The following is a 13641-nucleotide window of genomic DNA, read 5'->3' on the forward strand; positions in this document are numbered from 1 at the left end:
CTCGTCGTGCGGCTGTGCTGCTTTCGTTTGGCCCTCAAGGTGAGGACTTCCGACTCTGATCGGGAGGCGCGCGGCGGCGGAAAGTAGCGGAATGGAGCATTTGACCGCCCTTGACGCGGCTTTTCTCGAGGTCGAAGACTCCGATCCGCACGTGAGTCTGGCGATCGGCGGACTGTCGATCATCGAGGGGCCGCCGCCGTCCTATGAAGAATTCGTCGCTGCCTTCACGCAGCGTGCTTCGGCGATTCCGCGCTGCCGGCAGCTGCTGCGGACACACCCGCTGGATCTCGGTCCGCCCGAATGGATGGATGACCCGCACTTCGACATCTCGCGGCATCTGCACCGCCTGGCACTGCCACACCCCGGTGGTGACGCCGAACTGTTCGAGATGATTGCCACCGTGATGGAGCGCCGGCTTGACCGTGAGCGGCCGCTATGGGACTGCTTCATGATCGAGGGGCTCAGTGATGACCGGTGGGCAGTGCTGACCAAGCTCCACCACTGCATCGCCGACGGGATCGCGACCGCGCAGATGTTGGCGAGGTTCAACGACGGGGGTGGCGGCGACACCTTCGCCACCGACATCCGCGCCGCCAAGGAACCCGACGGGCATGGGTTTGGCCTGCCGAAGGTCAGCCTCAACCCGTTGAACTGGTTCAGCGGGATGGTGCGCGGTGCGATGGATGCGGCCGCAGTAGTCGAGCATGTCGCGGTGGGCGCGGCCGAACTGGCGGGCAGCCTGCTCAGCCCGGCGCCGGAGTCGTCGCTGCACGGACCGGTCACGGCGATGCGGCGCTACCACGCGGCCCGGGTCCGCTTGGCGGACTTGCGCGAGGTTGCCCAGGTGTTCGGCGTGACGCTCAATGACGTTGCGCTGGCGGCAATCACCGCCAGCTACCGCCAGCTGATGCTGGACCGCGGGGAACAGCCTGGCCGCGACTCGCTCCGCACGCTGGTTCCGGTATCGGTGCGGGGGGTGAACCAGTTCAGCGTGACCGACAACAAGGTCTCGGCGATGCTGCCGTTGCTGCCCGTCGATGAGGCGGACCCGGTGCAGCAGCTGCAGCTGGTGCACAGTCGACTCACCCGGGCGAAAGGCAGCGGCCAGCGTGAAGGAGCCAGCGCGGTCGTTTCGGCGGCCAGGAACGTCCCGTTTGCCTTCTCGGCGTGGACGATTCGGTTGCTCAGCCATCTGCCGCAGCGCGCGGTTGTCGGCTTGGCCACCAATGTCCCCGGTCCGCGGAGCGAACAGAAGCTGATGGGCCGGCGGGTGCTGGAAATCCTGCCGATCCCGCCGATCGCCCTGCAGTTGCGCACCGGTGTGGCGATGGTCAGCTACGCCGACAATTTCGTCTTCGGCATTACGGCGGACTACGACACCGCGCCTGATATCGAAGCGCTGGCGGCGGGCATCGAGGACGGGGTGGCGCGGCTTCTCGAGGTGAGTCGCACACGACGCGGCAGGCGCGGGCCCAAACCGCGCGTTGCAGGCTGAGTTAGACGGGCTGCCGGAACTCTGCGCCCGGGTTGACCCGCAAAAGCTCTGCGGTCGCGATCAAGGAACTTAGCTGATATAATATCTAGCATGGCTAAACAATTGCATGCGGTCGAAGGTGTCAGCGACGGCGGGCAGCGCGCGCTGACTATCATTCGTCCGTTGGTAAACCTGTTGCTGCGCACCCCTTTTGCGGGTTCGGCGGGTAAGCACTTTATGGTGTTGAGCTTCACGGGGCGTAAGACAGGCCGCGAGTATTCGATACCGATAAGTGCCCACTGGTTGGATGACGGTCTTTTCGTCCTCACCCGGATGCGATGGAAGAACAACTTCCGCAACGGCGCCACCGCCGAGATCTATTACGAGGGCAAGCCGATGACCATGCACGGCGAACTCATCGAAGACCGTGCGACCGTCGCCGCTCTCGTCCACCGCTGCGCCGAGTCCTATGGGGTCAGGCGCGCGCAACTCATCATTGGATTGAAGTTCCGCGACAAGCGCATACCCTCAGTCGAGGAGTTCGCCGAGGCGGCCGAACGTCTGAAGTGGGCCGTTGTCCGGTTTACGCCGGCCGACTAACGGCGGGCCGTTTGGTCGGTGACATGCCGGCTCCGGGGTCGCCTTGCGATTGTGGTGTCGCGCATCCCTGTTGGCCGCCGGTTCGTCGCCGCCGCTCGTCGCCGCGACACTGTAATCACGCAGACGACGCGCCGATGGCGGTCGTCGTGGCTTCAGTCTCGATGAACGCGAACCACGGTGGTCCCAGCGCTGGTTAGCATGCCGTCTTCAGCAAGACACGCCGATCGGCTGCGCAGACCGCGTTCCCGCTGCTTGCGTCAGCTCCTCGTAGGCCCGCATCGTCAGGTGGGCAAGGCGCGTCGGGTCGCCGATCGCCGCGGTGTTGGCGATGAAGCCGAAATCCATGCTGTCGTGGTAGGACGCCAGGGCGGAATTGGGCCCGATCGAGGCGGCGAGCGCGGAGACGGCTAGATGCCCAGCAAGCCGGCGAGTCCGGCAGCAGCTATGAAAGGGCCAGTGGCGGAGTCGGTTTGGTCATCATGCGGCTCCCATCCGAAAATCGTGCCGGTTGAGCGCTATCGGGACGAGGCTCGATCGGAGATGCTGTCTGGCGAAGGTCGCTGCCGGCCAGGGGATTAGGGCGTCGCTCTGACAGTCGTAAGTCCCTGCGACGGTGCACAGGTATGACGAACACGCCGGTCGGGGATTCCAGAGCGCTGCGCAGTTCCCAGCCAGGGAACAACCTCGAAACGGCTGTCAATAGATGAGCTGGACTAATCCGCTATCCGCTGCCGCCGCCGGCTGCGGATGCCAGGTGGCCGGCAACATCGGCACCTGCGCGCCATCACCGAACTCGGCACCTCGTACAGTGGCCAACCCACCAGCCTGCACACCGGCCCCTTCGGCAGTGCCGGCAAATCCTAATGACCCAGCACCCAGGTGGCTGGCCGTCGCCGACACCAACTGCGACTGCGACACCACCGCCGATACGCCCGCCACCGGCTCCACCGCAGCGACTTCCGTGGCCGCCACCGGAGTTGCCGCAGCCATAGCCGTCAATGGAGCGGTCGCACGGTGCCCAACGACACCGGATCGGCCGCCGGTGCCAGCACCGCGGAAATCACCGGTGCGGCAGCGGCATGCGCGGCCGCCAGCCGAGCGCTGAGCGCCTCCACCGCGGCCGCCGGACCCGCCAGGCCTTCAGGAACCACCCACAACGTCACGGCCGCAACCCCTTGCGATGGATTTCCCACGGCTTGTCGCCGCGCATACGCCTGTATTGAATCGAACACAACTGTATTGGACACAGTTGCATACATCAACTGTGTGTGTGTCAATCCCCGGTTTCGGTTCGGCGACCCGACTGCTGCGGTGTCGCTGTACGTGCCGACGAGCGTCGCACCCAGGCGCTGCGGGCAAGTCGTCGTCAAACGCAGTCGCGTGGTTGTGTCGGTTGGCGCTTGAGGGCAGCTCCTGCTAACCCGGCGCAGTCCACCTGCCCTGCCTACTTCTGCCGAAGCGCCACAATCTGGTCATTGCGGCCGCCGACGTAGACAGTGCCCATGTTGTCGACTGCCAAGCCCCAGGGATTGTCCAGGCCGGTGAAGTGCAGCTCGACTTGCGTCGACGAGCCTGGCGGGAGTTTGAGTATCCGGCCGTTGCCCTTGCTGGTGACGTAGACCGCGCCCTCGCTGTCCACCGTGACGCCGCCGGGTTGCTTGAGACTGGTAAAGGGCAGCGTGACTTGGGTTGTCGCGCCGGCCGGCAACGCCAGAACCCGATTGTTGCCGCCGTCGGCCACGATCACCGTTCCGCTGCTGTCCACTACCAAACCGGTCGGATCGCTAAGGCCGGTGAAGGGTAGTTCGAACTGTGTCTTCGAACCGGCGTAAAGTCCGACCACGCGATTCTTCGCAGTGTCGGTGACGTAGACGGTGCGGCTGCTGTCCACCGACAACCCGGTCGGATTGCTGAGGTCGGTAAAGGGCAGGGTGATTTGGGTTTTCGAGCCGGTGGGAAGTACGACAACCCGCTTGTTGCCGGCGTCGTTGACGTAGACGGTGCCGCTGTCGTCTGCTGTCACACCGGTCGGATAGCTGAGCCCGTCGAAAGGTAGTACGACCGGTGTGGTTGAGCCCGCGAACAACGCCAGTATCCGATTGTGCTGGGTATCACCGACGTAGACCGTGCCGCCACTGTCGACCGACAGACCGTGCGGGTCACGAAGGCCGGTGAAAGGTAGCACCACCTGCTGAAATTCGCCGAGTTCTGGACTCAGCTTGCTGACGGTGATCATGGCCGCAACAGTCACAGCCACCATGGGCAGCGCAGCGGCCCAGATGACGACAGCCTTGCGGCGCCACCATGGCCGCGACGGCCGTGTCATCTTGGCCGGCGGTGCCGCGGCGGGTTCTTGCGCAGGGACTGCGAGCGCCTCTGCCAGCCGCCGCGGCATCGTCGGCGGTGCCGGGACATGCTGCGGTGGCGACCGTGGCGCGACCTGTGGTTGAACGCGAGTGTCAGGGTGGGCGTGGGCATCGACGAGGTAGGGGATTGGCGGCTGCGGCCGAACGGACGGCTGCGGCGCAGGCGTGGTCAGGGCGTCGTGGGCGGCTCGCGCCAATTCGACTGCGGTCTCGTAGCGGTCGCGGGGATTCTTGGCCATGCCTTTGGCGATGACCATGTCCAGCTTCACCGGGAGCCCAGGAATGGTGCTCGACGGCCGTGGCGGTGGCGTCTCGAGGTGGCTGGTGATCTGTTGTTCCAGGCTGTCACCGGGGAATGGGTGCTGCGCGGTCAAGCACTCATAGAGCACACAGGCCAATGAGTAGATATCCGAGCGGGCGTCGACCTGTCCCATGCTGAGCCGTTCCGGGGCCATGTAATGGCAGGTTCCGATCACATCGCCGACCGTTGTCAAGCCCAGTTCGCCCGCCGCGCGCGCGATTCCGAAATCGATCAGATACGCGAAGTCGTCGACGTCGAGCAAAATGTTTGACGGCTTGACGTCCCGGTGCAACAGCCCATCCCGGTGCGCGGCCTGCAGCGCCTTGGCAACCTGCTCGATGATGCGCACCGCCCGCATCGGCGGCAGCGGCCCGCGGCTGAGCACCGACTGTAGGTCGCGGCCCTCGATCAACCGCATGTCCACGAACAGCCGTCCGTTGACCTCCCCGTAGGTGTGGATCGGGATGAGATGTGGGTTGCTCAATCGTGCGGCGGCATGAGCTTCGCGACGGAACCGCTGCTGGAACACCTCGTCGTCGGAAATCTCGGCGGGCAGGATCTTGAGTGCGACGACCCGGTCGGTGACCGTGTCATAGGCCCGCCACACCTCGCCCATGCCGCCGCGGCCCAATAGCTCGGTCAGCCGGTACCTCCCGAACGAAGTTCCCTCCACCGAGCCCTCCCAGCAACCGCCAGCAACTGGCCAGACCATACGCGGCACCGGCAACAGTTGCAGGCATTTCGATGCGCCACGGCGCTACCGATCCGCGCTCGCGTTGTGGACCAGCCACTACGAAACTACCGGTCCGCTACGGCTGGGGGCTGTTACGTGTGGCTGTTGGCCGAAGGCTGGCACCGCCTGCTGGCCGCACGGTCCGTAATAGTGACGGGCAGACACCCGCTGCCAGCTGCTCGTGCACCCGGCCAAGCTCAACAACGTTGCGCATACCCGATCGCCTCCTCGGTGGACAGTCGCGCACCCTCCGCCCGGAAGGCATCGAAATCGCTCTGCCCCAACGCCTCTCGGACAGCGGCGACGGCAGCGTCATAACCGGCTTGATACATCGGGAAGCCGGGGGTGTCCCATGCGTCGCCCGATCGACTCCGCCGCGCCCAGCAGCCGCGCCGCGTACGCATGGTTGTCGTCGTTGACAGCAAGGCGGGCAAGGCATTCCAGCGTGTCGTCCACTCGCAGGTATCCCTGGGTGCCGGCGGCGACGGTCAGGGCATCGTGGGCGTCGCGTGCGGCCTGCTCCGGCTCGTCCTGCGCGATCCCGATAAAAGCCCCCGCCAGCAGCGCCATCATGCGATACCAACCGGGCACGAGCATCTCGTCCGCGAAACGCCGAGCAGCGCTCGGGTCATGGCACGCTAACTAAGCCGAAGTTACTGCTGGTCGGTGGGGGAAATGGGGTGCTGAGCTGGGGTTTGTGGTGATGTGGACAGAATAATGTAGCCACTAAACATGGCGTGTTGCTGCTACTGGTAGGTCCCCCTAACCATCCCCGCGTAGCCACAAACACAAACCAGAAAACCAATAAAACCCCAGTTCAGAGCCAAAATCTCTTACCAAACAGCCTTAACTTCGGACTAAGCCTCCGGCAACGGGGCAACGCTCCTTGTGAACACCTCGCGTAGCGGATTGGTCTGCTGCAGGGCCGTCTCGGCTGCTTTCCTGGCCGCCGCGGCGTCGCCGCGCGCCAGGGCGTCGTTGGCGAACGCCGAGTACACCGCGTCGGCGAAGTAACCGCCCATCGTGGTCGCCGCCGCCAACGCGGACTGCGCTGCCGCGTGTGCAGCGTCGGCCTGGCCGTGGAATCCGAGCACCTCGCTGAGGCTCACGTAACTGAAGACCGCCATGGTGAGGTCACCGACCGCCTCGGCCTCCTCGGTCACCGAACAAGCTACCTTGGCCGCGTGGTCGAGGTTCCCTTGAATCATCAACGCGGTGCTCAGCCACGCCCGGCAGTTCCGGGAGAAGAACCGGTCGTCCAGCGCATCGGCGAGGTCACGTCCCTGCTCGGCGGCCGAGATCGCCGGGACGGGTTCGCCGCGCATGACTGCCGCGGTCTAGCTGAAGATTTGGCACAGGCTTCGCCGATCACCGATCGCGCGGACCAGATCGATCGCCTCGTCGAAGTAGGGCCGGGACAGCGCGGGATCGTAGAGGGCAAGCATTCCGCAGGCGATCAGGCGCGGGCAATGAGTGCGGGGTCACCGAGGTCGCGTGCGACGGCCAGCGCCTCCTGCGCTCGTCCCAGCTCCGCCGGTTTGCCGACCCAGCTGGCGAGGATGCAGTACTGGGCCACTGCTCCCGCCCACACCGCCGGTGCTATTGCCGAGTGATCCTCGTCGGCCAATATGGCCGATAGCCCGGCCAGCGCCGCTTCGACGCGTCCGCCCCGTAACCACAAGGGCCGCGACGACAGAATGAGCTGCAACGCGGTGTCCAGGTCGCCGCTTTCCCGGCTCCAGGTGAATGCGGCTCGGAGATTGTCGATTTCGGTTTGCGCCCAATGCAGTAGCCGCTCGTCGGCCCAGTGACCCTGCGCCTGCAATTCGGTGGCCATACCCGTGTAGTAGTCGCGGTGCCGGGTGCGCACGTCGTCGGTCTCGCCGGATTCGTCGAGCTTGTCCAACGCGCTGCCGCACGGTATCCAGTAACAGTATCGCATCCCGTAGCCGGTGTCGTCGGCGACGACCAGGGACTTGTCGACCAACAGGCCCAGTTGGTCAAGAAGCTGGTAGCTTTCGACTGCGGTGCCGGCGCCGACGGCTTGGGCGGCGTCGACGCCGCAGTCAACAACGCATGCGACCAATCCAGCGAGGCCCGCAGCGTCTGCTGGCGGCGCACCGCGGTGCGCGCACCCTCGGTGAGTAACCGGAACCGGTCATGCAGGCCGTCCACGATCTGCTGCAACGACAGCGCCCGAATACGCGCCGCAGCAAGCTCGATCGCCAGCGGCATGCCGTCCAAGCGCCGGCAGATCTCTTGAGCCAGCGCGAGATTGTCGTCGCCGACACCGAACTCGGGGCGGGCGTGGCGGGCGCGGTCAGTGAACAACTCGACGGCCTCGTCGGTCACGGACAACGACGGCACCCGCCAGCTCAGCTCGCCGGGCACCCCCAGCGGCTCACGGCTGGTGGCCAGGATCGTCAACCACGGGCACGCCGCCAGCAGCGCGACCACTATGGTCCCGCAGGCGTCGAGCAGATGCTCGCAATTATCAAGCAGCAGCAGCGCTTTGCGCTCGCCGAGGAATCGGACCAGCAAGTCCATGGTGGAGCGGCCCGGCTGATCGGGCAGACCCAACGTGCGTGCGACGGTCACCGGTGCGACGGCAGGGTTGGTGATCGGAGCCAAGTCGACCTAACCACAGCCCTTCGGGGAACTCGGTAGCGAGTTGAGCGCCGACCTGTACCGCAAGGCGGGTCTTGCCGGCACCCCCGGCCCCGGTCAACGTCACCAGCCGCTCGCCGGTCAACAGCCGGTGCAACTCCGCCATTTCGGCCTGGCGCCCGACGAACGTCGTCAACTGAGCCGGAAGATTATGTGACGCAACAACATTGCGGATGCGTCGCGGTGGGAAGTCGTTGCGCAAGTCGGGATGGCACAGCTGGACGACGCGTTCCGGGCGTGGCAGATCCCGCAATGGGTGGTTACCCAGATCGGCCAGCCACACCCCGTCGGGGAGGTGATCGACCACCAGCGGTTCGGTCGCCCCGGACAGCACACGGTTTGGCCGCCATGGGCCAGATCGCGCAGCCGCGCGGTGCGGTTGATTGTCGGTCCGGCGTAGTTGGCCTCGTCGCGCAACTGGATCTCGCCGGGTGTGGATCCCGATGCGCAGCCGGATCGGGCGCAGCGGTGCTCGTTGCAACTCCAACGCGCAGGCCACCGCGTCGCTGGCGCGGGCGAAGGCGGCCACAAAACTGTCACCCTCGCCCTGTTCCAGCGGGCGTACCCCGTCGTGAGCGGCGATGGCCTGGTCGGCGGTGCGGTTGAGCTGGGCCAGCGCGGTGGTCATCGTCTCGGGCTGGGTTTCCCACAGCCGCGTCGAACCCTCGACATCAGCCAGCAGCAGCGTCACCGTACCTGTCGGCAGCAACTTGCTCACGCCCATTCATCCGAGGTCAGCGGCGGAATCGCCGTGTTGGCTCATGGTATCCAGCATTGGGGCCCGCGCGTGCTCAGGCAGATCAGATCCGTTGCCACCGAGCGGCTGCTCCGCCGGATCGGTCGCACCTTGACCCGCCTGGCCCGCCGCGGAAGTCCGTTCTTGTCAGAGGCGCTGCGTACCTTCCGGTTATGAGTTCCAGACAGAATTCCAGGTCCGGGGATGGTGGCGGATTCGGTGTGCTGCTGGGGTTGCTGGCGCTGGCGTTCATCGTCACGTTCATCCGGTGGATTCTGGGTGCCATTGCCCTCGTCGGCCTTTTCTTTCTCGTGCGGGCCGTCGTGCTGCACTTCCGCAAACACGCCGACGCCAATGCCCGCCGTCACGCTGCCATCGCCGCTCGTGCCGATCAGCAGCACCACTGGGTGTTGCGCGGCGACGATCGCGGCATCTATGGGACCGAAGGCGCCGAAATCATGCATCAACTGCGGCGCATCGACAGTGCCCGATAACGGCTCGCTGTCAACGGGGGTATGCTCGCCCGATTCGCAGTCGCGCCGTTGCGCTGCAGAATGAAAAGATATTTCCTGACGGAGATTGAAAGTCGGATATCTATCTCGAGCGGGCGCCCGAACGGTCCCGGCTCATGCCGCAATTCCCGTTGCTGTCAGCACAAATGTCGCGCCGTAGCATAGGTGGTCAAACATCAGGCAACCGACGTTGGATCCGCCGAAAGTTTTCTTGGCACGCCATACCACGGTTTGCGGGTGAGGCTGCATGATGAACCCATGGTGAAAGCGATAATTTTCGACGTGCAAGGGACGGCGACGGATTTTCATTCGACCGTCTGTGATGAGGCGCAGCGGATCAGCGCCGGCCGACACCCGGGTGTGGATTGGCCTGAGGTAGTCACGCGCTGGCGTGCCGCCTACTTCACCACGTTGAAGGCCGCTCCCAGCGAGCACGGCAAGTGGATATCGGTGCACTCGGTATATCGGCGCTCCCTCGACACGGTCCTCGACGAATCCGGAATCACCGATTTCTCCGCCGCCGAGCGTGACGAGCTCACCCTGGCCTGGCAGCGCCTGAGGCCGTGGCCGGACACGGTGGCCGGACTGACCCGGCTGAAACGGGACTACACGCTGGCCACCCTGTCGAACGCCGACGTCAGTGCGGTGATCAACATCTCCAAACGGGCGGGTTTGCCATGGGATGCGATCTTCGCCGCGGAGATGGTGGGGGCGTTCAAACCCGATCCGGCCGTCTATCACATGGCCGCGACCTACCTGGGACTCGAACCCGCCGAGATCATGATGGTGGCAAGCCACAAGTACGACATCCGTGCCGCGGCCGAACTCGGGTTCCGCACCGCTTTTGTCGCCCGCCCGCTGGAATTCGGTCCCGGCGGTGACGCCGATGTGGCGTACGAAGACGAGTTCGACATCAACGCCGCCGATTTCCTCGACCTTGCCGATCAGCTCGGCTGCTAAACGTCCTGCCCTCGAAAGAAGCAATTCGGCAACGGTATTGGGCCCGTCCACAGTCGCGCACACCCGACTCGGCGACCGGCCGTAATTGATTGAGCAAACGAAAGGCCAACTTGGGCGGCAGCGCACCAAATGGCGATTTGCCGTGGTCGCTGTCGCTTCCCTCGCGATGTAGGAGGCGGATCCGGATACTGACCGAACGACTGCGCCGCGATGCCTCTACAGCAGTTGGGCAACCGCGGTCACGACCATGAGCACCAGCACCGCCGTCCCGACGATGTAGACCTGGCGGCGGGCAGTGATTCGGGTCTGCCTCGGACGGCCCAGCGTTCGCTGCCGCTGCCAGGCGATCGCGTAGCCGCATGAGGCCGCAAGGGCGGCCAGGCCGGCCGGGATCAACCCCGCCGCTGCGTGGTGGCCGTGCAGATTCTTGAGCGTCAGCAACACCCCGTTGACCAACAACGCGAACGACGTCCGGGTCCAGGCCAGCGTTGTCCGTTCCGCCTGCAGCCCGCGATCCGATGTCCCGCTCGGCGCTGGCGGCCGGCTCAACCCCGGACCGCCTTGACGATCACCAAACCGAGCGCGACGATCCCGACCAGGGCCAGACCCACGGCAAGGTATGCGGGCGTGGGGTGACGGGGCAACGGCAGGCCGCGGCGCATGGCTCGGTCGGCCTGCCGCCAGCGCAGCAGGCCCATGCCGCTGGTGAGGATTGCCAGTGCCGCGAGCGCCACACCCAGCATCCGGCGGGCGCCAGGGATCGCCAGCTCCGGGACGAGTTGCACCAGCGCGACCGCCGCGGCGAGCAGTCCCAGGGCGGTGCGCTGCCAAGCCAGGAACGTCCGCTCGTTGGCCAGGGTGAACCGGTAGTCGGGTTCGGTTTCAGCTGGGCTGTCCGCGCCTTGCGTGCCGGCGGGCGTGAGGTGATCGGCCACGGGGCAACTCCCAGAGAAAGTCGGGGGACAGGCGCTCGACGTCGACCGAGTGTAGCCAGGGCCGCGCCGTGACGCGGTGAAATGCTCTGCTGAGAAACGACTGCGATCCGGTGGTCGCCCGGTCCGATCGCCGTTGCGTCAGCGCCGACAATATCTTCGGCCCGCATTTAGTTGGCCTAAGCACCTGACCAGCGGTTTCGGCTTCGTGTCGGTTTGCCAAACTGGCCACCCATCGCCTGGCCCGCCGCTAATCTGTCAGTGCTCCGGAGCTGCTTGGGCCTGTGTAGGCCGGTCTCGGAGGGCTGCCAGCATGCGGCAGCCGAGACACCACGGCGCGGGCGGACGGCGGTCTATGCGCGGGTATCCTCAGCGGACCAGAAATCCGATCTGGATCGACAGGTGGCGCGCGTGACCGCGTGGGCCACCACCCAGCAGATACCGGTCGACATGGTCGTCACCGATGTCGGCTCCGCGCTGAACGGGCACCGCCGAGAGTTTTTCGCACTGCTGGGTGATCTGGCGGTGACGCGGACCGTGGTGGAGCACCGGGATCGGTTCTGCCGGTTCGGCTCTGTGTATGTTGAAGCCGCACTTGCTGCCCAGGGTCGTGCGCTGGTGGTGGTTGACTCGGCCGAGGTCCACGATGACGTCGTGCGCGATATGACCGATCCTGACGTCGATGTGGGCGCGGCTCTACGGCAAACGCGCTGCACAGAACCATGAATTGACGTAACGTGAATATCGACTCTGAATTCAGGTCGTCGCTGGACCTGAATTCAGCTACGATGAAGTCATGCGCGTCATACCGGTTACTCAAGTCAAGGCCAAGATCAACGAGTACGTCGACGCGGTTCGTGACACCCGCGATCAGATCACGATTACCAAGAACGGGGCCCCGGCCGCGGTGTTGATCGGTGTCGACGAGTGGGAATCCATTCAGGAGACCTTGCACTGGCTGTCGCAGCCGGGCGTGGCCGAGTCGGTGCAACAGTCCGAGGCGGATATCGCCGCCGGCCGGACTTATGGCGAAGATGAGATCCGAGCCGAGTATCAGGTGCCTCGGCGGCCCCACTGAGGTGGCTAACTCCGATGACGTCTACACGACCCGATTCACGGCCACAGGCAAGCGTGACCTCGACAAGTTGCCGCCGCGGATCTTCGCGGCGGTCATCGAATTCGCGTTTGGCGACTTGGCGCGCGAACCGCGCCGCGTCGGCAAGCCGCTCGGTCGCGACCTGGCTAACCATCACAGTGCCCGACGTGGCCCCTACCGACTTCTCTACCGCATCGATGACGAGGCCCAGACGATCTGGGTCCATCGCGTCGACCATCGTTCCGACGTTTATCGGCACCCGTGAAGGGCTTAATGGGTATCAACTGATCACATCGTCACGGTGACTGCGCCGCATCTGGAGCAACAACAATCTTTGTCTGGCACCACATCGGCAACCTACCGGCGGCTGCACGCAAAATCGCACGTGTGCTTCGCCCAGGTGGACGTTTCCTCATCGCCGGCAGCTTCTCGGAGCGGCTTCACCCGCGCGTCTATTAGGACTATCTGCCAACCAGCCGCCAGATCGAGAGGCAGGTCTTTCCTGCGCTCTCGTGGACCCAGCGGGTGCACTGTCCACCACATCCGTGTCCTCGACCGGATCGCGTCGGGAGCGCGTCAGTGACGCGCGGATCCGGTCAGCAGCTGACTGTTCGGCGCTTGCAGTAGGCAGATGACGGTGCTCGGGGTGGGATTGGCCCCGGTTCTGTCTTGGTTGGAGTCGATCAGGTATGTCACGGAATATGCGCCGTTGTCCACGGATTGCCCGGTGTAAGAGCCGATCCCGGCCGCGCACTCTCGATTCGCGACAGTGCTGATGGCGTTGTCGACAGCTACCGGCGCGCGCAGATACACCTCGGCCAAATGTGGTGTCCCACAGTCGACCACGGTGACGGTGATGCGGCTGAGGTCGGCCGGTGGCAGGTCGGCCACGCATTCGCCGACCTGCAGGGCAATCCATTTCTCGGTGCGCGGGCCTGCCGGGGTGGGTGGTGTGCTGGTGAGCACGGCTGCCGTCGTCGGCCTACTGCCCGCCGGGCTGGTACCGGCCTGGACGTTGTTGGTGGCACAGCCCGCCAACAATGCGGTCTCCGACAGTGCGGCCGCCGACAGGCCGCACACCAGGTGACGGATTCTTTGCCTCATCGCAGCGGGATTCTCAGCATCGGGACCTCGGTGCGAAAGCGTACTCGCCTAGCTTCGCTAAATCCGGCACAGCCGGAATTTTGAGTCAAGTTTGACGTACTTGGGCTCGATTTGGCGTCTAGGCGGCCAATAGTGTTGTGCGACTGAGGTTTTCCAGGGC

Annotated in this window: 13 protein-coding genes and 4 pseudogenes; 8 read left to right on the top strand and 9 right to left on the bottom strand. The window is 65.1% G+C overall.

Annotation, left to right across the window (positions count from 1 at the left end; translation table 11 throughout):
- Positions 1-91: 91 nt before the first annotated feature.
- Positions 92-1495, top strand: coding sequence for a WS/DGAT/MGAT family O-acyltransferase (locus CDN38_RS24000; RefSeq protein ID WP_075512250.1), 1404 nt, complete (start codon positions 92-94; stop codon positions 1493-1495).
- 90 nt (positions 1496-1585) lie between these two features.
- The gene (locus CDN38_RS24005) at positions 1586-2074 is read left to right on the top strand and encodes a hypothetical protein (protein WP_075512249.1); all 489 of its coding nucleotides are present in this window, start codon (positions 1586-1588) and stop codon (positions 2072-2074) included.
- Between the two features lie 207 nt (positions 2075-2281).
- Here CDN38_RS24005 and CDN38_RS24010 read toward each other — a convergent pair.
- The 6 genes and pseudogenes from CDN38_RS24010 to CDN38_RS33195 form a co-directional block, all read right to left on the bottom strand.
- Positions 2282-2491: pseudogene (locus tag CDN38_RS24010) on the bottom strand (WS/DGAT domain-containing protein); the annotation flags it as partial.
- A gap of 279 nt (positions 2492-2770) precedes the next feature.
- A complete protein-coding gene (locus CDN38_RS24015) occupies positions 2771-3064 on the bottom strand; it encodes a PPW family C-terminal domain-containing PPE protein (protein WP_075512248.1) in 294 nt (97 codons plus the stop codon).
- Between the two features lie 29 nt (positions 3065-3093).
- Positions 3094-3237, bottom strand: a pseudogene (locus CDN38_RS24020) (PE domain-containing protein); the annotation flags it as partial.
- A 281-nt stretch (positions 3238-3518) separates the two neighbouring features.
- Positions 3519-5414, bottom strand: coding sequence for a serine/threonine-protein kinase PknD (locus CDN38_RS24025; RefSeq protein WP_082277304.1), 1896 nt, complete (start codon positions 5412-5414; stop codon positions 3519-3521).
- Positions 5415-5786: 372 nt separating this feature from the next.
- The gene (locus tag CDN38_RS24030) at positions 5787-6065 is read right to left on the bottom strand and encodes a hypothetical protein (protein WP_142361325.1); all 279 of its coding nucleotides are present in this window, start codon (positions 6063-6065) and stop codon (positions 5787-5789) included.
- 269 nt (positions 6066-6334) lie between these two features.
- Positions 6335-8904, bottom strand: a pseudogene (locus CDN38_RS33195) (ATP-binding protein); the annotation flags it as partial.
- Between the two features lie 146 nt (positions 8905-9050).
- On the opposite strand from CDN38_RS33195, the gene CDN38_RS24040 reads away from it, so the two are divergent.
- The gene (locus CDN38_RS24040) at positions 9051-9371 is read left to right on the top strand and encodes a hypothetical protein (RefSeq protein ID WP_075509221.1); all 321 of its coding nucleotides are present in this window, start codon (positions 9051-9053) and stop codon (positions 9369-9371) included.
- A 276-nt stretch (positions 9372-9647) separates the two neighbouring features.
- A complete protein-coding gene (locus CDN38_RS24045) occupies positions 9648-10349 on the top strand; it encodes a haloacid dehalogenase type II (protein WP_075509226.1) in 702 nt (233 codons plus the stop codon).
- 216 nt (positions 10350-10565) lie between these two features.
- Here the strand turns inward: CDN38_RS24045 and CDN38_RS24050 are convergent, their stop codons facing one another.
- Both CDN38_RS24050 and CDN38_RS24055 read right to left on the bottom strand, forming a co-directional pair.
- On the bottom strand, positions 10566-10898 hold the full coding sequence (locus CDN38_RS24050) for a DUF202 domain-containing protein (protein WP_075509222.1): 333 nt from the start codon (positions 10896-10898) through the stop codon (positions 10566-10568).
- The gene (locus tag CDN38_RS24055) at positions 10895-11284 is read right to left on the bottom strand and encodes a YidH family protein (RefSeq protein WP_036416545.1); all 390 of its coding nucleotides are present in this window, start codon (positions 11282-11284) and stop codon (positions 10895-10897) included. The genes CDN38_RS24050 and CDN38_RS24055 overlap by 4 nt, the downstream gene beginning before the upstream one ends.
- 339 nt (positions 11285-11623) lie before the next feature.
- Here CDN38_RS24055 and CDN38_RS24060 point away from each other — a divergent pair.
- The 4 genes and pseudogenes from CDN38_RS24060 to CDN38_RS32520 form a co-directional block, all read left to right on the top strand.
- Positions 11624-12017: pseudogene (locus CDN38_RS24060) on the top strand (IS607 family transposase); the annotation flags it as partial.
- A 60-nt stretch (positions 12018-12077) separates the two neighbouring features.
- Positions 12078-12359: a type II toxin-antitoxin system Phd/YefM family antitoxin gene (locus CDN38_RS24065; protein ID WP_075509223.1), complete on the top strand. Its 282-nt coding sequence runs from the start codon at positions 12078-12080 to the stop codon at positions 12357-12359.
- 1 nt (position 12360) lies between these two features.
- Complete coding sequence (locus tag CDN38_RS24070; RefSeq protein ID WP_075509224.1) at positions 12361-12642, top strand: type II toxin-antitoxin system RelE family toxin; 282 nt, start codon at positions 12361-12363, stop codon at positions 12640-12642.
- A gap of 65 nt (positions 12643-12707) precedes the next feature.
- Complete coding sequence (locus CDN38_RS32520) at positions 12708-12836, top strand: methyltransferase domain-containing protein (protein ID WP_142361367.1); 129 nt, start codon at positions 12708-12710, stop codon at positions 12834-12836.
- Positions 12837-12953: 117 nt separating this feature from the next.
- On the opposite strand, the gene CDN38_RS24075 is transcribed toward CDN38_RS32520, so the two are convergent.
- Positions 12954-13481, bottom strand: coding sequence for a hypothetical protein (locus tag CDN38_RS24075; RefSeq protein WP_075509225.1), 528 nt, complete (start codon positions 13479-13481; stop codon positions 12954-12956).
- Between the last annotated feature and the right edge of the window lie 160 nt (positions 13482-13641).

It is taken from the genome of Mycobacterium ostraviense, assembly GCF_002705925.1.
GTDB classification, from domain to species: Bacteria; Actinomycetota; Actinomycetes; order Mycobacteriales; family Mycobacteriaceae; genus Mycobacterium; species Mycobacterium ostraviense.